Origin of the sequence: Buttiauxella agrestis ATCC 33320 (assembly GCF_000735355.1) — a bacterium.
In the GTDB taxonomy this organism is placed as follows: domain Bacteria; phylum Pseudomonadota; class Gammaproteobacteria; order Enterobacterales; family Enterobacteriaceae; genus Buttiauxella; species Buttiauxella agrestis.
In genome coordinates this window covers 1-23493 of record NZ_JMPI01000030.1, presented here as the reverse complement: position 1 = coordinate 23493, position 23493 = coordinate 1, and the positions used below count along the sequence as shown (strand labels likewise).

At 48.6% G+C, this 23493-nt stretch carries 22 protein-coding genes and 1 pseudogene; 16 read left to right on the top strand and 7 right to left on the bottom strand.

What is annotated here, in order from left to right:
• The first annotated feature begins 17 nt into the window (after window positions 1-17).
• Window positions 18-1469 (top strand): mannitol dehydrogenase family protein, encoded by a 1452-nt coding sequence (locus tag GBAG_RS10365; RefSeq protein WP_034495744.1) that lies wholly within the window; start codon window positions 18-20, stop codon window positions 1467-1469.
• Between the two features lie 132 nt (window positions 1470-1601).
• Here the strand turns inward: GBAG_RS10365 and GBAG_RS10360 are convergent, their stop codons facing one another.
• Both GBAG_RS10360 and ydfG read right to left on the bottom strand, forming a co-directional pair.
• On the bottom strand, window positions 1602-2288 hold the full coding sequence (locus GBAG_RS10360; protein WP_034495743.1) for a GntR family transcriptional regulator: 687 nt from the start codon (window positions 2286-2288) through the stop codon (window positions 1602-1604).
• A 93-nt stretch (window positions 2289-2381) separates the two neighbouring features.
• Entirely contained in the window at window positions 2382-3131 is a 750-nt protein-coding gene (gene ydfG, locus GBAG_RS10355; RefSeq protein WP_034495742.1) for a bifunctional NADP-dependent 3-hydroxy acid dehydrogenase/3-hydroxypropionate dehydrogenase YdfG, read from the bottom strand.
• Window positions 3132-3487: 356 nt separating this feature from the next.
• On the opposite strand from ydfG, the gene guaD reads away from it, so the two are divergent.
• The 5 genes from guaD to dcp all read left to right on the top strand — a co-directional run bounded on the left by guaD (window position 3488) and on the right by dcp (window position 11513).
• A complete protein-coding gene (gene guaD, locus GBAG_RS10350) occupies window positions 3488-4819 on the top strand; it encodes a guanine deaminase (RefSeq protein WP_034495740.1) in 1332 nt (443 codons plus the stop codon).
• Window positions 4816-6252: a xanthine dehydrogenase small subunit gene (xdhA, locus tag GBAG_RS10345; protein ID WP_034495739.1), complete on the top strand. Its 1437-nt coding sequence runs from the start codon at window positions 4816-4818 to the stop codon at window positions 6250-6252. The genes guaD and xdhA overlap by 4 nt, the downstream gene beginning before the upstream one ends.
• A complete protein-coding gene (xdhB, locus tag GBAG_RS10340) occupies window positions 6242-8587 on the top strand; it encodes a xanthine dehydrogenase molybdopterin binding subunit (RefSeq protein ID WP_034495738.1) in 2346 nt (781 codons plus the stop codon). The genes xdhA and xdhB overlap by 11 nt, the downstream gene beginning before the upstream one ends.
• The gene (gene xdhC / locus GBAG_RS10335; protein WP_034495737.1) at window positions 8584-9354 is read left to right on the top strand and encodes a xanthine dehydrogenase accessory protein XdhC; all 771 of its coding nucleotides are present in this window, start codon (window positions 8584-8586) and stop codon (window positions 9352-9354) included. The genes xdhB and xdhC overlap by 4 nt, the downstream gene beginning before the upstream one ends.
• A gap of 113 nt (window positions 9355-9467) precedes the next feature.
• Window positions 9468-11513: a peptidyl-dipeptidase Dcp gene (gene dcp, locus GBAG_RS10330; RefSeq protein WP_034495735.1), complete on the top strand. Its 2046-nt coding sequence runs from the start codon at window positions 9468-9470 to the stop codon at window positions 11511-11513.
• A gap of 7 nt (window positions 11514-11520) precedes the next feature.
• Here the strand turns inward: dcp and GBAG_RS10325 are convergent, their stop codons facing one another.
• Both GBAG_RS10325 and GBAG_RS10320 read right to left on the bottom strand, forming a co-directional pair.
• On the bottom strand, window positions 11521-12162 hold the full coding sequence (locus GBAG_RS10325; protein WP_051873691.1) for a winged helix-turn-helix transcriptional regulator: 642 nt from the start codon (window positions 12160-12162) through the stop codon (window positions 11521-11523).
• Window positions 12163-12293: 131 nt separating this feature from the next.
• Entirely contained in the window at window positions 12294-12959 is a 666-nt protein-coding gene (locus GBAG_RS10320; protein WP_051873690.1) for a winged helix-turn-helix transcriptional regulator, read from the bottom strand.
• A 407-nt stretch (window positions 12960-13366) separates the two neighbouring features.
• On the opposite strand from GBAG_RS10320, the gene GBAG_RS10315 reads away from it, so the two are divergent.
• The 7 genes from GBAG_RS10315 (at window position 13367) to GBAG_RS21840 (ending at window position 20006) form a co-directional block, all read left to right on the top strand.
• Window positions 13367-13888, top strand: coding sequence for a fimbrial protein (locus GBAG_RS10315; RefSeq protein WP_034495734.1), 522 nt, complete (start codon window positions 13367-13369; stop codon window positions 13886-13888).
• Between the two features lie 71 nt (window positions 13889-13959).
• Window positions 13960-14637: a fimbrial biogenesis chaperone gene (locus tag GBAG_RS10310; protein WP_034495732.1), complete on the top strand. Its 678-nt coding sequence runs from the start codon at window positions 13960-13962 to the stop codon at window positions 14635-14637.
• Window positions 14638-14718: 81 nt separating this feature from the next.
• A complete protein-coding gene (locus tag GBAG_RS10305; protein WP_034495731.1) occupies window positions 14719-17256 on the top strand; it encodes a fimbria/pilus outer membrane usher protein in 2538 nt (845 codons plus the stop codon).
• Window positions 17257-17265: 9 nt separating this feature from the next.
• Window positions 17266-18189 (top strand): fimbrial protein, encoded by a 924-nt coding sequence (locus GBAG_RS10300; protein ID WP_034495729.1) that lies wholly within the window; start codon window positions 17266-17268, stop codon window positions 18187-18189.
• A gap of 61 nt (window positions 18190-18250) precedes the next feature.
• Window positions 18251-18781 (top strand): fimbrial protein, encoded by a 531-nt coding sequence (locus GBAG_RS10295; RefSeq protein ID WP_051873689.1) that lies wholly within the window; start codon window positions 18251-18253, stop codon window positions 18779-18781.
• A gap of 36 nt (window positions 18782-18817) precedes the next feature.
• Window positions 18818-19324, top strand: a complete 507-nt coding sequence (locus tag GBAG_RS10290; RefSeq protein ID WP_034495728.1) for a fimbrial protein — start codon at window positions 18818-18820, stop codon at window positions 19322-19324.
• A 43-nt stretch (window positions 19325-19367) separates the two neighbouring features.
• Complete coding sequence (locus tag GBAG_RS21840; RefSeq protein ID WP_051873688.1) at window positions 19368-20006, top strand: LuxR C-terminal-related transcriptional regulator; 639 nt, start codon at window positions 19368-19370, stop codon at window positions 20004-20006.
• A gap of 35 nt (window positions 20007-20041) precedes the next feature.
• Here GBAG_RS21840 and yciA read toward each other — a convergent pair whose 3' ends face one another.
• Window positions 20042-20434 carry an acyl-CoA thioester hydrolase YciA gene (gene yciA / locus GBAG_RS10280; protein ID WP_034495727.1) on the bottom strand — a complete coding sequence of 131 codons (393 nt, stop codon included), beginning with the start codon at window positions 20432-20434 and terminating at the stop codon, window positions 20042-20044.
• Window positions 20435-20599: 165 nt separating this feature from the next.
• On the opposite strand from yciA, the gene GBAG_RS10275 reads away from it, so the two are divergent.
• Window positions 20600-21028 (top strand): outer membrane lipoprotein, encoded by a 429-nt coding sequence (locus tag GBAG_RS10275; protein ID WP_034495725.1) that lies wholly within the window; start codon window positions 20600-20602, stop codon window positions 21026-21028.
• Between the two features lie 59 nt (window positions 21029-21087).
• Here the strand turns inward: GBAG_RS10275 and GBAG_RS10270 are convergent, their stop codons facing one another.
• A complete protein-coding gene (locus GBAG_RS10270) occupies window positions 21088-21624 on the bottom strand; it encodes a septation protein A (protein WP_034495724.1) in 537 nt (178 codons plus the stop codon).
• 58 nt (window positions 21625-21682) lie between these two features.
• The gene (locus GBAG_RS10265) at window positions 21683-22426 is read right to left on the bottom strand and encodes a YciC family protein (protein WP_034495723.1); all 744 of its coding nucleotides are present in this window, start codon (window positions 22424-22426) and stop codon (window positions 21683-21685) included.
• 496 nt (window positions 22427-22922) lie between these two features.
• Here GBAG_RS10265 and GBAG_RS23090 point away from each other — a divergent pair, with 496 nt between their 5' ends.
• Complete coding sequence (locus tag GBAG_RS23090; protein ID WP_246864869.1) at window positions 22923-23171, top strand: putative quinol monooxygenase; 249 nt, start codon at window positions 22923-22925, stop codon at window positions 23169-23171.
• Window positions 23172-23189: 18 nt separating this feature from the next.
• Window positions 23190-23456, top strand: a pseudogene (locus tag GBAG_RS23085) (putative quinol monooxygenase); the annotation flags it as partial.
• Window positions 23457-23493: the final 37 nt, after the last annotated feature.

The following is a 23493-nucleotide window of genomic DNA, read 5'->3' as shown; positions in this document are numbered from 1 at the left end:
AAACAGCGAGTTTCAAAATGGAAAACAAGCTCTTATCTGCAAAAGCTATTGTCCCTCAATACGACCGTAGCAAACTGGTATCACGCATCGTTCATCTTGGTTTTGGCGCCTTCCATCGCGCTCATCAGGCAGTTTACGCTGACATCCTGGCAAGCGATCACGGTAGCGACTGGGGTTACTGTGAAGTTAACCTGATTGGTGGCGAGCAGCAAATTGCTGATTTAAAACAGCAAGACAACCTTTATAGCGTGGCAGAAATGTCTGCCGACGCATGGCATTGCCGGGTGGTGGGTGTGGTGAAAAACGCCATTCACGCTCAGGTCGATGGCCTGGAAGCCGTGTTCACCGCCATGACGCAACCTGAAGTGGCGATTGTCTCCCTGACCGTGACGGAAAAAGGCTATTGCCATACTCCGGCAACCGGCACCATCTTGCTGGATCACCCATTCATTGCACACGACATCGCAAATCCGCAACAGCCAAAATCTGCACCGGGCGTGATTGTTGAAGCCCTGGCGCGTCGTAAAGCCGCTGGTCTGCCAGCATTTAGCGTGATGTCCTGCGACAACATGCCGGAAAACGGCCACGTCACACGCAATGTTATTACCGCGTACGCGCAGGCGATTAATCCGGAACTGGCGGAGTGGATCAAAGCGAATGTAACATTCCCATCCACTATGGTTGACCGCATTGTGCCAGCCGTTACTGCTGAAACTCTGGAACAAGTGGCTCAGGCAACCGGCGTTGCTGACCCTGCTGCTGTGGCATGTGAACCGTTCCGCCAGTGGGTTATCGAAGACAACTTTGTGGCTGGTCGCCCAGAGTGGGAAAAAGCCGGTGCGGAATTGGTGAAAGACGTTCTGCCATACGAAGAAATGAAATTGCGTATGCTCAACGGTAGCCATTCATTCCTTGCATACCTCGGCTATCTGGCGGGCTATCAGCATATTTCTGAGTGCATGCAGGATGAGAATTACCGTCGTACCGCACATGGATTGATGTTGCAGGAACAAGCGCCAACCTTGAAAGTGCAGGGCGTTGACCTGGCAAAATATGCCGATTCACTGATTGCGCGTTACACCAACCCGGCACTGCGTCACCGTACCTGGCAAATCGCGATGGACGGCAGCCAGAAATTGCCACAGCGTTGGTTAGACTCCATTCGTTGGCACCTGGCAAACGGCAGCGAATTTAATCTGCTGGCGCTGGGCGTTGCAGGTTGGATGCGTTATGTCGGTGGTGTGGACGAGCAGGGCGCGGCTATCGAAGTGAGTGACCCATTATTGCCTGCTATCCAGCAAGCGGTTGCTGCCAGCAAAGAAGGGGAAACCCGCGTTAAGGCTCTGTTAGGGCTGAAAACTATCTTTGGTGAAGACCTGCCTGCGAATGCGAAATTCGTTAATCAGGTGATTGAATCTTACCTGGCGCTGCGTGAAAACGGCGCGAAAGCGACAGTCGCTAAGTTCTAAATTTGTAGTTTCGTAGGGTGGATTAGCGCGAGCGACATCCACCGTTTACGCTGTTGTTACAGATGAAAATGTCGGATGGCGCTGCGCTTATCCGACCTACGAATGCAAGTCTTCACGCGCAGTATTTCAAACTTACTCTTCAGTAAACCAGTCGCGCTTCTCGTTACGAATCAACAAAATTGACTGACTTATCTCATGCAGATGGCGATGCATTGCCTGATCCACGCCGTTTTCGTCATGCTGCTTCAGGGCTTCAAAAATATCGTAATGCTGAGAGAGTAACATTTCTGGGGGAGAGACGTGTTCAAGGCTCATATAGCGCACCCTGTCCATTGTCGCTTTAATATTCTCGACCGTTTCCCACGCCAGGCGGCAATCCGCTACTAATGCTAACTGCTCATGGAATTCGTCATCTAACTGGAAAAAATCATCCAGTTGGTTACGGTCAATGGCCGTGCGTTGCTGATTGAGCAACTGTTCAAGCATATAGAGATGTTCATCCGTCGCCATACTCGCGGCACGTTTTGCCACCGCACGTTCAATCGCTTCACGCACAAAACAGCCGTTCTTCACCTGGCTGACCGAAATCTTATTCACATACGTACCACGCTGCGGGCGGATTTGCACCAGTCCCGTTTCAGCCAGTTTAATAAAGGCTTCACGCACCGGCTGGCGCGATACTTCAAAGCGAATCGACACTTCTTTTTCAGAAAGCGGAGTACCAGGCGGAATCAGGCAACGAACAATATCACGGCGCAAAATGCGGTAGATTTGTTGGTTTACAGGCTGAGTGGGGTTGAGCAAAGTTGACGGTAACATGGTTTTTTTTCTTATCGTTGAAGAACCGTGCAAATTTAACATTTATTTGCACGGTCGCCCATACCTGAAAACCTCCAGATATGGGCAAGGCGATTAACCTTCGCGGTGAACGCTAAGCCCCGCAAACGACTGGCTAACAGGCATCATTTCAAGGGTGTTGATGTTGACGTGTTTCGGTAATGTCGCGACCCACCAAACGGCTTCAGTCACATCTTCAGGCGTCAGCGCATTGGCATTCTCGTAGGTTTTCTCGACTTTGCCGTCGTCACCTTTGAAACGCACGTTTGAGAACTCAGTTCCGCCAACCAGACCCGGCTCAATATCCGTTACGCGAATAGCCGTCTTATGCAGATCTGCACGCAGATTCAGGCTGAACTGGCGCACAAACGCCTTGGTTGCGCCATAAACGTTACCACCTGCGTACGGCCAGCTTCCCGCAGTCGAACCGATATTGATAATGTGACCACGATTACGCTCCACCATACCTGGCAGCACGGCGCGAGTCATATACACCAGACCTTTATTGTTGGTGTCGATCATCGTTTCCCAGTCATCCGCGTCAGCTTTATGAGCAGGTTCCATACCCAACGCCAGGCCCGCGTTATTCACCAGCACGTCAATATTGCGCCACTCGGCAGGCAGTTGTTCCATCGCTTGCTCGATAGCCGCGCGATTACGTACATCAAGTTGCAGCGTAATGATGCTATCACCCAGTTCGTCTTTCAGCTCTTGCAGGCGCTCCAGACGGCGGCCGGTAGCAATCACTTTATGGCCTTGCTGGACGAAACGACGGGTAATGCTCTCACCAAATCCGGCGGTGGCGCCGGTTACCAGAATAATCATCTCACTGTTCCTCAACGCTTTTTATGTCGTAATACCTTAGCACGCGAACGCTATTTTCGATAATTGAACTTTAGTATGGTAGACCTTGCGCAATGCTGGTGCAGCAAGGGTTTCGCGCTGCACCAGCATCGCGCAGATTTTTTCGCCATTCCCGAGAACTCCGTCCGCAAAGGGGAAAGGCAACCGATTGCGATAAATAGCAACCGGTTGCATACCTTAAAGTTGCGCAAATGTTGCGCAACTACCAAAAATGTAATCTAAGCTACTGTTATCAAACTGATTAAAGCCAAACGGCAACATGGCATCAACATTGCAATAGTTAACTCATTCTTCACAAACCCATTACAGGTACAGCGATGACAGTTAATTACACGCAAGCATTGCGCGGTCAGTTTTTCGACATCACCCAAACCGGAACCCGCCCGGATGAATTACTGGCAAACGCTCGTCATCACGAAGATGGGCTGTTATTTCTTAACGACGGCATTATCGTCGCGTTGCTGCCGTGGGAAGAAGGGTGTCTCCATCTACGCGGCGAAAATGACTATGTCGATTATCGCGGCAAACTGATCCTGCCAGGTTTCGTTGATACGCATCTGCATTATCCGCAAACCGAAATGATTGGCGCATATGGCGAACAGCTCCTTGAATGGCTCCAGACCTACACTTTCCCGGTGGAAAGTCAGTACCAGGACAGCTCGCACGCCGCGAAAATGTCGGCATTTTTCCTCAGCCAGCTACTGAGCAACGGCACCACCACGGCATTAGTGTTTGGCACTGTGCATCCGCAATCGGTAGAGGCTCTGTTCAGTGCGGCGGAGCACCTCTCAATGCGCATGATTGCCGGGAAAGTGATGATGGATCGCAACGCGCCGGATTATCTGACTGAAACACCGGAACAAAGCTACACGCAGACCCGCGAACTCATTCAACGCTGGCATAAAAAGGGGCGTCTGAATTACGCGTTAACCCCACGTTTTGCGCCTACCTCTTCACCTGAATTGCTCGCCGCCGTGCAAGCGCTGCGCGAAGAATTCCCCGATACCTGGCTCCACACCCATCTGAGTGAAAATAGCGCGGAAGTGGAATGGGTGAAAAGCCTGTGGCCCGAGTCCGAAAGCTATCTTGGGGTGTATCACCACTACAAACTGACCGGGAAACGTAGCGTCTTTGCCCACGCCATTCATCTGCAGGATTGCGAGTGGGATTGCCTGCACCGCACCGAATCGGCCATTGCCTTTTGCCCGACCTCAAACCTGTTTCTGGGGAGCGGCCTGTTTAACTTAAAACAGTGCCACGAGCGCGGGATCCGCATGGGGATTGGCACCGATGTGGGCGCAGGCACCACCTTTAATATGCTGCAAACCCTGGCGGAGGCGTACAAAGTCGCACAGTTGCAAGGCTACAGATTGTGCGCAAGCGAAGCGTTTTATCATGCCACGTTAGGCGGCGCTCACGCGTTAGATCTTGACGATAAGATTGGCAATTTCTTACCCGGCAAAGAAGCGGATTTCGTGGTGCTCGACTTAGCGGTATCGCCGCTACAGAAAATGCGCCATGCCAATAGCCGCGACATTTTCGAAAAACTGTTCGTGCTGATGACGCTGGGCGACGATCGCAACATCTGGCATACCTGGGTCAACGGTAAATGCGTGTGGACGCGAGACACGCTGGAGGTCGCGGCATGATTCAATTTTTGCTCAATCAAACCTTAAAAACGCTCGACGATGTTGATCCAAATACCACGGTATTGAACTGGCTGCGGGGGAGCGAACATCGCTGCGGCAGCAAAGAAGGGTGCGCGTCGGGCGATTGTGGCGCGTGCACTGTGGTGCTTGGGCAAATCGATGGCGAGAAAATGCGCTATGACACGGCCAACGGCTGCATCACGCTCATCAGCCAGTTGGATGGCAAGCAGTTGCTGACGGTCGAAGATTTAGCGCAAGGCGACAAACTGCATCCGGTCCAACAGGCGATGGCGGACTGCCATGCATCACAATGCGGTTTTTGCACCCCGGGTTTTGTGATGTCCGGCTTCGCGCTGCACAAAGCCAGGAGCCACTCGCAGCGCCATGAGATTGAAAAACATCTTGCCGGGAATCTGTGCCGTTGCACCGGTTATCGTCCGATTATCGAGGCGATGCAAAAAAGTGCCGGATCTGAGCAGGATCAGTTCAGCCGGGATGAACCGCAAACGGTGACACGCCTGAAATCTCTACAACAAGCGCAGATGGGCGAGCTACGCAAATCTAACCGCTGCCTGTTACCGAAAAGCGAGGCGCAACTGGCCGAGCTTTATCAGCAAAACCCGCAGGCTCGTCTGCTGGCGGGTGGCACCGATCTGGCGCTGACAATTACCCAGCAATACCAGACGTTACCGCTGATCATCAGCCTTAATCAGGTCGAAGAACTTAAAGTCATTACCGTCAGCGAAAATCAGATCCGACTGGGGGCGATGGTGACGTTACAGAGGTGTGAGCAGGTCTTGCAGCCGCTGGCCCCGGCGTTTGCACGCGTATTAGAACGTTTTGCCTCGCCGCAAATTCGCAACCACGCGACGCTTGCCGGGAACCTGGCGAATGCCTCGCCCATCGGTGATGGCGCGCCCATGTTACTGGCGTTGGGAGCCAGCCTTGAACTGCGCTGTGGCGAGGTGACCCGCGTTCTGCCGCTCGATGAGTTCTTCCTGAGCTACCGCAAAACTGCTTTGCAGCCGGGTGAATTTATCAGCGAGGTGGTGATTGAACGCGAAGCGATATCGCCGACGTTTAACGCATGGAAGATTTCTAAACGCATGGATGACGATATTTCGACGGTATTTGGCGCATTTAATCTGCATGTCAAAGACGGAATTGTGGAGTCCGCAAAACTGGCATTTGGGGGCATGGCGGCGGTTCCGGCGCGGGCGAAAAGTGCCGAGCAGGCGTTTATCGGACAACCCTTAAATGAGCGGACGGTCGGGCTGGCCCGCGAAGCGCTGGCCAATGATTTCCAACCGTTAACCGATTTCCGGGGCTCAGGCATTTACCGTCTGAAAGTTGCGCAGAATCTGTTAACACGCCTGGTTTTGCAACACAACGAACCAAGCGATGCGCTGGAGGTAAACGCTTATGTCAACTAACCCGGTGCGTCTGTCAGAACAGGCTTTAATAGAACAATTTACCCGTGAAATGAACGGCGGCGCGGGCAAAAGCCTGAAACATGAAAGTGCGGATAAACACGTCAGCGGCAAAGCGGAATATATCGACGACAAACTCACCTTGCCGGGCATGTTGCATCTTTGCCCGGTTCTCAGCCAACACGCTCATGCGAAAATTTTAAACATCGACACGTCCGCGTGTTATTCGGTGCCAGGTGTTGAGCGAGTTTTCAGCTGGAAGGATGTCCCTGGCGAGCTGGATATCGGCCCGCTGGCACCGGGCGACCCGCTGTTTGCCCGCGACCGGGTGGAATACCACGGCCAGATTGTATTAACCGTCGCGGCGCAAACACCCGACGCCGCACGCGCAGCGGCGCTCAAGGCGGTGATTGAATATGAGTTGCTTGAACCCGTGCTGGATGTCGAAGAAGCATTGCGCCGCGAGCTGTATGTGCAAGAGCCGCACGTTCATCAACGTGGTGACGCAGACTCCGCGCTGGCAACGGCTACGCATCGACTTCAGGGGCAGTTTCATATTGGTGGCCAGGAGCATTTTTACCTCGAAGGGCAAATCGCCGTCGTACAGCCCGGTGAAGACGGTAGCGTGACGGTGTGGTCGTCCACTCAACATCCGACCGAAGTACAAAAGCTGGTGGCCTCGGTACTGGGCGTCACTATGAATAAAGTCACGGTGGATATGCGCCGCATGGGCGGGGGATTCGGCGGCAAAGAAACGCAGGCTGCGGGCATCGCCTGCCATGCTGCCCTGGTGGCGGCATTGACCGGAAAACCGGCAAAAATGCGCTTATCAAGGCGTGACGATATGCGCATCACCGGTAAACGGCATCCGTTTTTTGTCCGCTACGATGTTGGTTTTACGGATGAAGGGATGCTCAATGGCGTAGTCATCGATCTGGCGGCTAACTGCGGTTATTCGCTGGATCTCTCAGGATCGATCTGCGATCGGGCGATGTTTCACGCCGATAACGCCTATTACCTCGGTGATGCGCGTGTCACGGGTTATCGCTGCCGCACAAATCTGGCGTCGAATACGGCGTATCGTGGTTTTGGCGGGCCGCAGGGTATGGTCGCCATCGAACAGATTATGGATCACATTGCCCGCGACCTGGGCTTGGACCCGCTGGATGTGCGCAAACGCAATTACTATGGCGACACCGAACGCAACGTGACGCACTACCACCAAACTGTTGAACACAACATTATGCCGGAAATAACTCGTCAGCTTGAGGTGAGCGCAGATTATCAGAACCGTCGTGCGCAAATCGGTGAATTTAATCGCCACAGCCCGGTACTCAAACGCGGACTCGCCCTGACCCCGGTGAAATTCGGTATCTCGTTTACCTCCAGTTTCCTGAATCAGGCGGGCGCGTTACTGCTGATTTACACCGATGGCACCGTGCAGCTTAACCATGGCGGCACGGAGATGGGACAGGGCCTGAACACCAAAGTGGCGCAAGTCGTCGCGCAGGTGCTGCAAATTCCTGTCGAGCAGATTCAGGTCACGGCAACGAATACGGGCAAAGTCCCTAATACTTCACCGACCGCGGCGTCATCCGGTGCCGATCTTAACGGTAAAGCGGCGGAAATTGCGGCACTCACCATTAAAGAACGGCTGGTGGAGATGCTTTGCCGTTTACACCATTGTGAAGCGGAACACGTAGAATTTCGCAACGGCGTAGTGAAAGCGGCAGGGCGACATTTCACATTCAACGAAATTGCTCACCTGGCGTGGCTTAACCAGGTGCCGCTTTCGGCGACGGGTTTCTACAAAGTGCCGGGAATTCATTACGATCGCGCCGCCGGACGCGGACAACCGTTCTATTACTTCTCATACGGAGCGGCGTGCTCGGAAGTGATTATCGACACGCTGACCGGGGAATATCGCCTGCTGCGCACGGATATTCTGCATGACGTAGGGCGTTCACTAAACCCGGCGCTGGATATCGGGCAAATCGAAGGCGGCTTTGTGCAAGGCGCGGGCTGGCTGACCTGCGAAGAGCTGGTGTGGGATGAAAAAGGGCGGCTGCTGACCGACAGCCCGATGAGCTACAAAATCCCGGCGATTAGCGATGTGCCATGCGATCTGCGGGTGAATCTGCTGGAAAATCACGCTAACCCGCAGCACACCGTTTACCGTTCCAAAGCCGTTGGCGAACCGCCATTTATGCTGGGAATATCGGTGTGGTGTGCCTTGCAGGATGCCGTCGGCAGTGTGACGAATTACCAGAAACACCCGTTATTAGACGCGCCCGCCACACCGGAGCGCGTGTTCTGGGGTTGTCAGGAGGCACCATGAACGATGAATGGATCCGCATTCTGATGCAGTTACATGAACGCCGTGAACCGTGTGTGTTGCTGACGTTGCTGACGGACAAAGGCTCGGTGCCGAGAAATTGCGGCACCAAAATGATCGTTGGCCGCGAACACACTTATCTGACCATCGGCGGCGGGCATCTCGAATACCAGTGCATCGCCATGGCCCGTGACATGCTGGAGAAGCAAAACACCGCTCCGCATACCGAACATTTTAATCTCGGCGCCAGGCTTGGGCAGTGTTGCGGTGGAATGACCACGGTGTTATTTGAACCGCTGATTCAGCCGCAGCCGCAAATTGTCGTTTTTGGCGCAGGCCACGTCGGGCAGGCGCTGGTGGCATTATTATCAACCTTACCTTGTCACATCACCTGGGTTGATGAACGTGCTGATATGTTCACTGCCGTGCCGCCAGGAGTGAAAGCCTGGCAGGCGGAAGACCCGCTGGATGCGGTGAAATCCGCACCTGCGAACAGTTATTTTATTGTGATGACACACCATCACCCGCGCGACCTGGAATTAACCGCAGCGATACTGAAACGTGGTGATTACCGCTATCTGGGGTTAATTGGCTCACACACGAAACGCCAGCGTTTTGAGTATCGACTGGCGGGAAAAGGCATCACGCAGCAGCAACTGAGCACCTTGCGCTGCCCGGTGGGTTTGCCCGATGTGAAAGGGAAACTCCCGGCAGAAATCGCCGTGGCTATTACCGCAGAGATTATTGCTGTATATCAGGCCGCCAGTTAGAGATTGGCGGATGACGCATATGCTTATCCGCCCTACAATCACTTAACTTTCTTCGTAGGGTGGAAAAGCGCTAGCGTCTTCCACCTTCCTGCTGGTCTTATCAGGAGTTCAGGATGCTGTCAGTTAACCCGTTTTACCGCATCAGTTTATTGCCCTACCAGGCGCCACATTTTGATGACATTCACGACAGCCACTATCGCCCGGCGTTTGACGAAGCCAAACGTATCAAGCGCGAAGAAATCGCCGCAATTGCCAATGACACCGCCGAACCCACTTTCGAAAATACTTATCTGGCGCTGGAAAAAACCGGGCAAATGTTGGGAAGAGTGACGAATGTTTTCTTCGCCACGACTTCAGCAAATACCAACGATTATCTGCAACAACTCGATGAAGAGTTTGCCGCCGAACTTGCCGAACTGGCGGATGAAATGCGTCTGAACGCCGTGTTGTTTGCGCGTTTGGATAGCGTTTACCAACGTCGTCATACGCTAAATCTTGATGACGAATCGCAGCGTCTGGTTGAAGTCGTCTGGCAGAGCTTTAACCTGGCAGGTGCGATGTTAAGCGAAGAAAAGAAAGCACGCCTGAAGGTACTCAACAAAGAAGCCGCGCAGCTCAGTAGCCAGTTTAATAATCGTCTGCATGCCGCTGATAAAGCCGCCGGGCTGGTGGTTGACGACGTCAATCTACTGGACGGGTTAACGCCTGCGGAAATTGCCGCCGCCGCGCAACAGGCGAAAGCGAAGGGGCTTGACGGCAAATATGTTATCGCGCTGCTTAACTTCACGCAGCAGCCAGCGCTGCAATCATTAAGTCACCGTGAGACGCGTGAAAAACTGTTTAAAGCCGGTTGGGATCGCACACAACAAAATGATGGCAACGACACGCGCGCTATTGTCGCTCGCCTGGCAACGCTGCGCGCAGAACAGGCGGAATTGCTCGGGTTCGATAACTACGCGGCATGGAAAATTGCTGACCAGATGGCCCAAACACCGCAGGCTGCACTGCAATTTATGCGTGGTATCGTGCCTGCGGCAACGGCGCGGGCACAGCGGGAACTGGCCGATATCCAGCACGTTATCGACGCACAAAATGGTGGATTTAAAGCCGAGGCCTGGGACTGGGCGTTTTATGCTGAGCAGGTACGACGCGCGAAATACGATCTCGATGAAGCGCAAATCAAACCCTATTTTGCATTGAATAATGTGCTCACCAACGGTGTTTTCTGGGCAGCAAGCCAGCTTTTCGGTCTCAGTTTCGTTGAGCGTTTCGATATTCCGGTTTATCACGATGATGTGCGGGTGTGGGAGATCTTCGATAAAGACGGTCGTGGTATGGCGCTGTTTTACGGCGATTTCTTTGCCCGTGACAGCAAAGGCGGCGGGGCGTGGATGGGCAATTTTGTTGAGCAATCCACATTGCTTGCTAACGCGCCGGTGATTTACAACGTCTGCAATTACAACAAACCGGCATCTGGCGAAGCCGCGCTCATTTCCTGGGATGATGTCGTCACGCTGTTCCATGAGTTCGGCCATACCCTTCACGGCCTGTTTGCTACCCAACATTACGCAACTTTATCCGGCACGAATACGCCGCGCGATTTCGTCGAGTTCCCTTCGCAAATCAACGAGCACTGGGCGCGCGAGCCGCAGGTATTTGCCAACTATGCTCGCCATTATCAAACTGGCGAACCGATGCCAGAGGCGCTAAAAGAGAAGTTATTCCGCGCAGCGCAGTTTAATAAAGGCTACGACATGACAGAGCTGCTCGCCGCTGCGTTGCTGGATATGAACTGGCACAGCTTGCCTGCGGGAAGTGTGATTGACGACGTGGTTAAGTTTGAAGCAAACGCGCTGGAGCAAGAGCGCATCAAACTTGCTGCGGTGCCCCCGCGTTACCGCAGCAGCTATTTCGCGCATATTTTTGGCGGCGGTTATGCCGCAGGGTATTACGCTTATATCTGGACGCAAATGCTGGCCGACGATGGCTATCAATGGTTTGTGGAGCAGGGCGGGCTAACAGCAAATAATGGCCAGCGTTTCCGTGAGGCGATTTTGTCTCGCGGAAATAGCCAGGATCTTAAAACGTTTTATAACGAATGGCGAGGACATGCGCCATACAGCGAACCGATGCTGGAAAACCGGGGTCTGGCCGAATAAAAGTGCGTTAATATTTGGCGGGTAAATGATTCAACGCGACCAGGATACCGTCGTCGAGTTGTATATACCCGCCTTGTCTTAACTGAGCGAGCATTTTCATCACGGTACTGCGTGAAAGCCGTGTTCTTTCCAGAATGTATTTCACTGCAGAAGTTTTTTCCCGCACACTCTCAGGCTCTTGCATCAACATGATTAAGTGGAACTTCACCACTTCATAGGTAGTGGGGGCTGTCATAATAATATTGTTATTAAAAAGATTGGTGGTTATCTTCATAATGTGCCTAGCGAGCAGTTCCCATGATTTTGTTTCAGCTATCAATTCCTGTGCTCGGGCGGTGGTAAGAATAGCGATTTCAGCTTCACCTTGTAACTCTAGGTATAACCCGCTGGTATCGGGAATCATATTGGTGATCCCAGCGATATTAGGCGTACGTAAGGTGCCCATTACAAAGTCATCTGCATCACGGCGCACTTTTATCAGGCCAGATCTTATGATGTAGCACATTTTCACCCCGCCTTCTGTGTAGTAAAGCCTGCGCTGTGGGGGGAATTTTTCAAATGTGACAAAAGGACTCAGCACTTCGATAAGATCGAAAGTTGCTTGGATTTGAATCGTCGTGGTGAAATTATCGTCGGAAGAATCTTTCATGTCGGCACATTTCATATTAAAACTGTTTAATTAAAACTAGCATAAAACGGGAAGATGTGAATATCGTTTTTGTAACAATTACTGGTTAGTAAACAGATGGATATGAAAAATTTTTACCTTTATTGAGGGCTTCAATATTTCAACGGAATGTTATTGATGCTAACTAAACAACCACGCTCAGTGATGATGTACCCCCCCGCTTTTAACTGCGCAAGAATTTTCATAATACTGCTGCGCGACAAAAATGTTCGGCTCTGTATATAGTTAGCAATACTAACGCTATTTCTGATTTCCACTGTCTCTCTCATCAATTCATATAGTTGATAACGAATAATGTCATAAGAAGACAACGAAGATATTTTGGTGCAATGGTCGTAAACACGCGTGACGGTGTACACCAATAATGCAGAAAGATTTCTCCACAGATTCTCTTGTGCAATAATCTGGTTTGCCACCTCTAAAGTTATCCAGCTCACTTCGGATTCATCGTGAGTTCTGATATGAAGATAATCAGGATTGGTTAATTGTGTGCTCATGCCAAACACAAAAGGCGCTGATTCAGTATTTAATACCATCCCATCTATACTGCGATAAAGTGAAACACTACCTTTATGTAAAAGAAAACACTTCCTCTCACTGCTGTCCATATAGTTAATAATTTGACGTGGTTTTGTTTCCATTTTGTTAGAATGCTTATTAAGGTGCGTGATCAACAACTCAATATCAGCAATGGGCTTTTTATTTAAGATGGTTAAATCATCTGTAAAAAATGGATTTTGTTGTTCAAATACAGACATTTACATTCCTCTCGTAAAGACCAGGAACATTCCTGGGTTGGCTATATACGGTTGCATTATGGTTAAGAATTTTTATTAAGTGAATAAATGTTACGGTGTAAAATTACACCCAAAAACACCTTGAGTTTAATGCGTGATTTGATGAAAATTGATTCAAGCAGGGAATGATGTAGTAATGTGAAAAATGATTTTTTAATATAAACGTGGATTCCGGTTTTATATTTGGTCAACCACGTAAATATTAATGACGAAAATCATATTTATGCAACGCATGATTATTCGCTGTAAATATCACATGATGATGCATGGACAAACCTGGCGAGGATATTAGTTCATTATCTAACGATAATGGATAGGGATCTTTTTATCTAAATATCTCGCCATATAATTATATAAAGGAAAACGTAATGAAAAAGAACTTACTTGCTGCCGCAATCGCTGCTACATCCTTAATGGCTGCAGCTTCAGCTTTCGCTGCTGATGGCACCGTTAACTTTACGGGCGAAATTCTGGATACAGCATGTACTGTTGATATCGGCGCAAACAATACTATGACAGTCGATCTCGGTCGCGTTTCTCGTACTTCTTTAACTGACGCGAGCCCGCGCTCTTCGGCAACCAAGTTTATCCTGAAGCTGAAAGATTGCCCGGCAAACCTGGTGACTGCTCGCTTTAAGTTTGATGGTGCGGGTTACCCGGGCGATGATTCAGTTCTGAAACTGAACGACGAACCAGGTGTTGCAACTGGCGTTGCGATTGAATTGGCTGATATTGCGGCAACACTGCCTCTGTTCACGGCATCTACTGCTTATACATTAACAGCTGGCGTGAACGAACTGCCGTTCTATGCCCGCTATCTGAAAAAAGCGGCTACCGTAACTGCGGGTCCTGCAAATTCAACAGCGACCTTCACAGTTAACTACAACTAATTTATTCCCTTTATAAAGGGAGTGCATCGGGCCGATATTATCGGCCCGTATTTTCATCGTATAGGATAAATATGAAAGTATTCCATAAATCTGTTTTATTGGGTGTTTTAGCCATTGTTATTTCTACCACTGTTAATGCAGGCGTAGTTATTGGCGGCACCAGGGTTATTTATGATGGAGGTAAGAAGGAAGCTTCACTGAGCGTCAATAATCCAGACACGGTGCCATATCTTATTCAGTCATGGATTGATACCCAATCGGGTGGCGCTGAGAAAGCTCCCTTTATTATTACACCCCCTCTGTATCGTCTGGATCATGGTCAGCAAAACGTGATGCGTATTGTGCGTGCTGGTAGTTTGCCGGAAGATAAAGAATCAATGTTTTGGTTAAGTATTAAATCTATTCCTTCAGCACCAAAGAAAGAAAATACGCTTCAGGTGGCGGTGAAAACGCGGATTAAATTAATCTACCGCCCTGAAGCTTTGAAAAAGACTGTGCCTGAAAACCTGGCGGGTCAATTGACCTGGCAGAAAGTAGGTAACCAGGTTCAAGTTAATAATCCGACAAACTACTATATGAATTTTAACCAAATTACAGTCAATGGCAAAGCGTTGGCAGATGTGACCTATGTTGCCCCTGGCAGTACTGCACGTTTTGATTTGCCTACAGGAGTTTCATCAGGTGCGCTGACCTTTAAAATTATTAGTGACTATGGCGGCATTGGCGAAATTCATAACGCATCAATTTAATACAGTATTAATACTCCCCAGTACGTACAGGGAGGTACGGTTGTTGATTATAGACCTATATCAATAGGCAGGAAGTTAATAATGATAGCAAATAATCGTCTCCAGTTTCGACCGGCCTTTCTCGCCTGTGGGATTGCGCTGGCATGTTCAGGAATGAGTGAATCGGCACAGTCGCGGGATTATTTTAATCCCGCATTACTGGAGGTAGATAACCCTTCCTCACAGGGCGTTGATCTCGCCGCTTTTGAAAATGGTGAGCAGGCAGAAGGGGTATATCGGGTTGATGTCATTATTAATAATGAAATGGTCGACACTCGGGACATTACCTTTAGTTTATTGAAAGAAGGTAATGACGAAGCAAAGCTTCAGCCTTGTTTATCTGCCGGGATGTTGCAAAGTTATGGCGTAAAAATAGAGCTTTTTCCTGCAATAAAAACAGACGATAAATGTGTCAATCTTGCGGTTATTCCGCAGGCCTCATCTGAGTTTCTATTTTCGACACAAAAATTATTGCTCAGCATTCCCCAGGCTGCGCTTTCACAACAAGCGCGCGGCTATGTCTCTCCAGAATCATGGGATGAAGGGATTAGTGCACTGTTATTAAATTACAGCGCAAGTGGCAGTAATACCCATGCGCGGATAAATAACGGTGAAAGCGACAATAGTCAGTATGTCAATTTACGGCCTGGCGCAAACCTCGGCCCGTGGCGTCTACGTAATTATTCAACGTGGACGCGAGACGGCAATGGCCAGAGTAAGTGGAACTCTGTTTATACCTACCTGCAACGTAATGTTATTTCGCTGAAAAGCCAGATGACATTAGGTGACAGTTCATCACCATCGGATGTGTTTGACAGTATACCTTTTCGCGGTGCTCAGTTGGCATCAGACGAGGACATGGTGCCAGACAGTATGAAAGGATATGCACCTGTAGTGCGTGGCATTGCGCGAACTAATGCGCAAGTGACCATCCGCCAAAATGGCTATGTCATTTATGAAAATTATGTCGCTCCAGGTGCATTTGAAATTACCGATATGTTTCCAACCGGCGGATCTGGCGATCTGTATGTCACCATCAAAGAGGCCGATGGCAGCGAACAATATTTAATAATTCCATTTGCATCACTGCCCGTTTTGCAGCGTGAAGGGAGCATGAAATACAGCCTGACAGCCGGGCAATATCGCTCGTATAGCAGCAGTGTTGAAAATACACCGCTGGCGCAGGGTACGGCAATTTACGGTCTTCCACATGGTTTTACTATTTATGGTGGTTTACAGGAATCAAGCAAATATCAGTCACTGGCTCTGGGTCTGGGTAAAAATCTCGGCGAAATTGGAGCAATCTCTGTCGATGTGACTCAGGGGTGGTCAAGACCGAAAGATGGCGAGAAGAGCAGTGGTGAATCATGGCGGATTCGTTACAGCAAAAACTTCGCAGAAACAGGGACCAACTTCGCTATAGCCGGGTATCGCTACTCAACTTCAGGCTATTACAGCATGCAGGAAATACTGGACTCGTACAGCGATCAGACGGTTAATCCGGAGCGTCGTCGTAATCGCGCCGAAACCACGTTAAGCCAGTCACTAGGGCAAGATTTTGGCGCACTGACGCTAACGGCTATTCGTGAAGATTACTGGAGCATTAACAAGACCATGGAATCCTATGGTGCGAGCTATAACAACTCGTTGAATGGGATCAGCTACGGGCTTGGTTACACCTACAGTAAAAACTCAACGGCGAATGGCAGCAGCGGTGGTCGAATTTATGATAAAGATCAACAATTCTCACTGTCGATTAACGTGCCGCTGGATCGCTTCCTGAGTAATACCTGGGCGAACTACAACATGAGCACCAGTAAACAGGGTAATACGACTCACTCTGTCGGTTTAAGTGGTAACGCACTGGAAGGAAATGCGCTTGGCTGGAGCGTGCAACAAGGTTATGGCACTAGTGGCGCAGGTGCGACAGGCAATATGAATGCCGATTATCGCGGAACTTATGCTGAAGTTATGGCCGGTTACGGTTATGACAAAAGAAGCGAGCGCATGAACTATGGGATTTCCGGCGGTGTATTAGCTCATGCCGATGGCATCACGTTGGCACAACCTTTTGGTGAAACTCTGGTGTTGGTTAAAGCACCTGGTGCAAAAGGGGTGGGTATCGCAAACCAAACGGGAGTGAAAACTGATTTCCGGGGTTACACTGTGGTCAGCAATCTGTCGCCGTTCCGAAAAAACGATATTACCTTGGATCCAGAACAAACACCTGAAGATGTAGAAATTGAACTGACCAGTAAAACGGTTGTGCCGACTCGAGGTGCGATTGTTCGCGCAGAATATATTGCCAGTGTTGGCGCTCGCGTATTACTTTCAGTGACACGGAGTAACGGGGAATATGTACCGTTTGGGGCTATTGCAACACCAGTGAATACTCGGGTTAAAGAGCAAGGTTTTATTGTTGGCGATAGTGGACAAGTCTATCTGACCGGATTATCTGAGCGTATCGATATGCTAATTAAATGGGGGGGAGACCCTACGGATTCATGTCGAGTGAAATCTGATTTGCCAACAGTTAAAAAAGACGAGTCTGTAATGCAGATTGCAGCAAAATGTCTGTAAGGAATGATTATGAATTTGCTAATTAAAGCATTATTGCTGTTGCCATTATTATTCGGCGGAGCGAATGTCTTCGCGGGGTGTGATTTTGGTGGAACTTCACTCGTAACGTTAACGGTTAATCCAGGTAATATAATTGTTCAGCGTGATACTCCCGTAGGCACAAATATCGCAACCGTAGTGAGCGCCGGAACGAATGCGGGTTTCGGTTGTACCACCACGTGGAGCTATAAATGGTTTCCGATGATATTCAATGTGCAGTCTTCCGTTACAGGCACAGAACCAATCTGGCTAACAAATATTCCAGGTGTGGGTATTTCATTTGGCCAACAAACTCCTGTAGCAATGGGGGCCAACCGATATGGATACTGGCCGAATGGTCGTACGTTATATTTCTATAAAGTCGGCCCAACAGGAAGTGGCGTATTTACGACAGGCTTGGTTCAACAGGGTAGGGTCGTCAGTCCAACCACAATGATAGGTATGAATGTTCAATTAACCGGCGGTAGCGTGACCACTGTCGCTTGTTCTATTAATACGCCAGATCTTTCATTCCCGATTGGAGATGTAAATGTGAATACATTTGGTTCGACGGTAGGCTTTATTAACCCTAAAACAAATACACAAAACCTGGGGTTAAACTGTGATGTTAATGCGAATGTTAATGTCACAATGAGCGGAACACAAAATCCGGATACCACGAATACCAGTGTATTGAAATTATCAAATCAGGGAAGTGCAGGTGTGGCAAGTGGTATTGGCGTGCAATTGGTATATGGCTCAACACCCTTAACGCTTAATTCAACAATATTTTTGAAAACAGCGACATCCACAGCAACTTCATTACCGTTGATAGCACGTTATTATCAAACCAAATCCACGGTAACTACGGGGGACGCAAGTTCGTCCGCAACATTAACGCTGACCTATCAGTAGTAAATTAACAACAGAATGTCATGTCCAAGATATGACATCAAAAATATAAAGGAATAAAGTTATGAATAGCACCAAGAAAATCATTTCCGCAGCCATTTTCGCCACATTGTTTACAGGATATGCCAATGCGGCGGCTGATAATGTCAATATTCTTATTACTGGTAGAGTGATCGCTTCACCTTGTACGACTGTTAACGGGGGGCAAAACCCTTTAACTGTGTCACTTGGTGATGATATTGGCGCGAGTTCACTTCAGTCTGCTGGCAGTAATTCTCAATGGGTCGAATTTGATCTGGCATTAACAGGTTGCCCGAGTGGTACCAATAACGTTAAAGCCACTTTTACTGGCAGTCCTGATACTGTTGACGGTACTCGCTGGTTAAACACGGCAGCGAGCAAAGCACTGAATACTTCCGTAGAACTTAAAGATAAAGCAACAAGTGTGACAATCAGTAATGGCAGTATGTTAACCGCGCCGGTTGCATCTAATAAAGCGACCTTTAGATTAAAAACGGCAGCTTATAGTGCGCAGGGAAATGCGCAGCCAGGTGATATTAGTACGGTCATTTTGGCCTCATTTGTTTATCAATAATTCTTATTGTTAATAACGTGCCCGTCAGGAGGCCTTGTGCAGCGATATTGTTATCTAATTATTCTGTCATTTTTAATGATAATCGGACAGGCAAATGCTGAAGATATCAGTATCCACGGGCGCGTTGTTGACAAGCCCTGCACTGTAGATATTGATACGGAGTATAAGCAAATAGATTTGGGGAAAGTCATCGCACATAATATCCGGGAAGCAGGAACGGGCGGAGGCTGGACTAACTTTGATTTATTGTTGGAAGATTGCTCTGCGTCAACACCTTTTGTTACTGCCTATTTTGTTGGTGAGCCTGATGTTAATGACAATAATGCATTTAAAAATTATGGTAGTGGTGCAAACGTTGCCCTACAAATAACCAATGCTGATCACTCAGTAGTTTACGGTAACGGAAGCATAAAAGTTGTTTCCATAAATATGTCTACACGCAAAGCGACGTTTCCATTATCTGCGCGAATTATTAGCCCGTTGGGTAATGCAAAGGGTGGTACGTTTAATTCAATTGTGAATGTTGATTTCATCTATCAATAATTATTGTGGTTTACAGTGCTTTTAAATTCTTCGAAGGTGTACTATGTTGAATATTGCTGTTGATGATTCAGATGCGCTTTATAGAACAGGGATGGAGCTACTTCTGAAGGAGTTATTTCTAAGTGAGCAAAACAAATCGGTGAAATTCAGTCTGCTGACGAAGACAAATGCCATTCAGGCTGATGTTATCGTGAAAAGTTTCGTTCCCGGCGCGGAGTATGTTTGCCAACCAATTTTAAAATTCCGAAGTAAACCAGGCTTGATCATTGGTATCGTTGATGGTGATAAAAAACCTTACCATGATGTACTGCCATTATGCGTTAAAGATATTATTTTCATTCACCGTTCAGAACCATTATCTACCGCTCGTTATAATGTGATTAATGGATGGAATGAAAGTTTGCAGAAACCTTCAAAGGTTAATTGCAAAAAATGCCTTCAGTGTAAGTATCGGACATTAACGCCTCAACAGTCAATTATCGCTAAATACTTTCTACGTGGGAATGACATTGTTGATATTGCGAAGTTATTACAGATTAATGTGAAAACAGTGAGCGCCCATAAACGTTTGATGATGAGTAAGTTTAATTTAAATTCAGATTGTGAGTTGTTACGATTCCTCAAAAATTTGAAAATGCATAACCCTCCTGTCCATTTATTTATCGACAAACTAGGTTTATAAAAAATGCGCCCAATGGCGCATTTTTTATATCAGCATTAACGAGGGATAGGGCGAGGTTTGCCCTCTGTATCGACAGCGACATAGATAAATACGGCTTCGGTGGCTTTATAACGCTGGCCAATCGGCTCGGATGAAACCTTTTTCACCCAGACTTCGATGTTCACCGTAATAGAGCTGTTTCCGCGTTTTATACAATTGGCGTAACAGCACACCACATCCCCAACGGCGACAGGCTTGAGAAAAGTCATCCCGTCGACCCGAACCGTGACTACACGACCCTGGGCAATTTCTTTAGCCATAATCGCGCCGCCCATGTCCATCTGCGCCATTAGCCAGCCACCGAAAATATCACCATTTGCGTTGGTGTCTGCGGGCATTGCCAGGGTGCGTAAAACCAGTTCTCCGGCAGGAGCGTCTTGCTGGGTCATGTGTATTCCTGAAAATGTTGATGAAATTCATCATCGTGTTGCGGGTTTCTGACGTAAGTTTAATACGCTTTACTCGTTTCAGTCACCAGGTAGCATTAATGTCTTAAAGGGTTTAGCGCGAGGCTGGCAAAATCACGCTCACTTTGAATCGACACTGTAACCAATATGAAGAAATACTTACTTATCTTTGTCAGTCTGCTTGCGTTATCCAGCCAGTCCAGTTTTGCCGGGACAAAAACGCTGGTGGAATATGGTGTGGTGCAACAATCGCAAATTACCACGAGCCAAACCCGTTCCCATCCTCTGCGCACCGTCGCCGCAGGGGCTGCAGGGGCCGCCATTGGCAACCAATTTGGTGGTGGTTCAGGGAAAACCATCATGACGGCGACGGGTGCCGTTGCAGGCGCTCAGGTTTCACGTAACCGTCAGAGCCAGCAGCAAAACGCCCAGCAGGTGGATTTGACGATCAAAACCGATGCGGGGCAGATTATCCAGGTTACGCAGAGTTACGATGGACGCATCACGTTTAATAAGGGAGATAAAGTGCGCATTCTCACCTCTGGCAACAACACCAGCGTGGATAAATCCTCGTAATATAATGTTCGAACATAAAAAAACCCGCCGGAGCGGGTTTTTGCATTTCTGAAGGGGGACTACTTCTCTTCTTGCGGCATGTGCTTATAGATGTAGACGCCGCTCAGCAGGGTGAAGACCAGTGTCGCAGCGGTCAGACCGAACACTTTAAAGTTCACCCAAACGCTCTGTGGAAGCCAGAACGCCACGTAAATATTCAGCGCGCCACAGGCAATGAAGAACAGCGCCCAGGCAATGTTCAGACGGGACCACACCGTTTGCGGGAGTGAAATCTCCTTCCCAAGCATGCGTTGAATCAATGGTTTGTTCATCACCCACTGGCTAATCAGCAAGGCAGCGGCGAACAGGCCATAAATCACGGTGACTTTCCATTTGATAAATTCATCGTTATGGAAGAACAACGTCAGGCCGCCAAATACGGCAACCATCAGGAAAGTGATTAGCGCCATTTTTTCCAGTTTGCGGAATTTGTACCAGCTGTAGACCAGCGCAAAACCAGTGGCGACGATAAGCGCCCCAGACGCCACATAGATGTCGTACATTTTATAAAATGCGAAGAAAACAATCAGCGGCAGGAAGTCGAGAAACTGCTTCATAATCTGTTCCGTAAAATGACTCCTGAGCGTTTATTTGCCGCTCAGGAGCAGGTGAATGTTATTGGCGAACCAGCATATACAAGCGGAATAAATAGATGAGCAACACCGCAGAAATAAGGTTGCTTATCGTGTTTGCAATCACCCCGCCAACCGCGGGTGAGAGCGCCGCAAATGAAGATGCGAGCATCAAAAGGGCCGTTTTCGCCAGTAACCAGCTAATAACCGCCGGGGCGACAAGGCGCATATTTCCCCAGGCCAGGCGCATACTGCTGCGCAGTGACTGGAAAATCCCGATTTTATCCTGAACAACCATCACCGGTGCAAAAGAGAGCAGAATCGCAAATATCACACCCGGCACCACTACCAACATGATTCCGATTTGCACGACAAAAGTGGTCAGGAACATCAGAACAAAGATTTTAGGCAACACGGGAGCCGATGTGCCAATGGCACGAAGGGCGCTTACGCGTTGCCCGGCGCTCACCATCTGGATGAGAACCAAAATGCTACCCGCGAGAATAGCGTTACCAATCAAGCCTGCAAACGTTGATGCCGCAGAGGCTTTAAGTAGCATCTGCTGCTGTTCAGGTGTCATGTTTTGCACAAGGTCAAATAGCCCAACGCTATTCGATAAATTATCCCCTTCACTAAGGATAGACATTTGCTCATCGCTAGGTGAAAAAGCGTGACCGATAACAACCGAAATAAAGGCACAAAGCAAGGCAATCAGTAAAACAGTAACGAACTGATTGCGTACAAAATTCCCCGTGTCACGGTACACAGAACCCGCCGTGATAGACATGCACTCTCCTTGATGTTGCTCGGTTAAAAATCAGCGGGAATTGTACACCGGATGACGGACGCTGGCACCGACAAGATGCATGGTGAAAGTAAGTTACTGTCAATATGACAAATTGATCTGCGACAAAAAAGCTGTTTTACCTATAAGTTGACATAAGGGCCCAGGATAGCTGACATGACATTGCGGAAAAGGTCTGTCTCGTTACTGAATGAGTCATTAAGCAACGTATGCCGGGGGATCCGTTCTGACCCAGGCCCAAAATCGGTTCTGCACATGAACAGGTTTTGCATATTTCGTCAGGTCATGCCGATGGCGACTATTTTGTTTTCAACATTAATTAATCAATCAACGCTTTGCCTTGTCGGTGCTTTTTAAATAGTAAGGATAAACTGTCGAATATGTTTCCAGTAAGGCATCATCACCGCGAGAAACTGCTCTTTAACGGGTTGAACAGAATATTACGGCTTCGGTAACCGGTGAAGCCGGAACACTGGCGATGTATTTAGCGAAAAAGAAAGTGAATCCGTCAGTTGCTTATATATTTGAAATTTATGCTGATAGTGATGCTTACGATCAGCACCTGAATTCAGCGAGCTATAAAGCGTTTTTGCGCAAATCACCTGATATTCTGGAGGCGAGTTATAAGCGTAGAATTGCTACGGTGCCGCAATTTCTTGCAGATAAAAAGATTGTGCAAAGCGATAACACGAGAAATAAACTCGTCATCGTTGATGTGAAACTTTAGTCTGGGCAGGCTTTTCGCGATGTCATTCTACCCGAAATGGCAACGTCCATTAAGCTGGAGGAGGGGGAGCTGGCCATGTGCGCCGCTATCGATAAAGCGAACCCAAACCGCTGGTATTTCTATGAGATCTACGCCAGCGAAGAGGTATATCAGGCCCATCGTATGACATCCCATTTTAAAGAATACATTGAGCTGACGGCAGAAATGACGACTTATAAAGAAGCCATTACTATTGAGCCAGGCTTGTTTATGAATAAGGACTATCTGAGGTATGAAATTAAGTGAATGATTTCCTGCTCGGCGAGTGGAGCTGAACTAAACT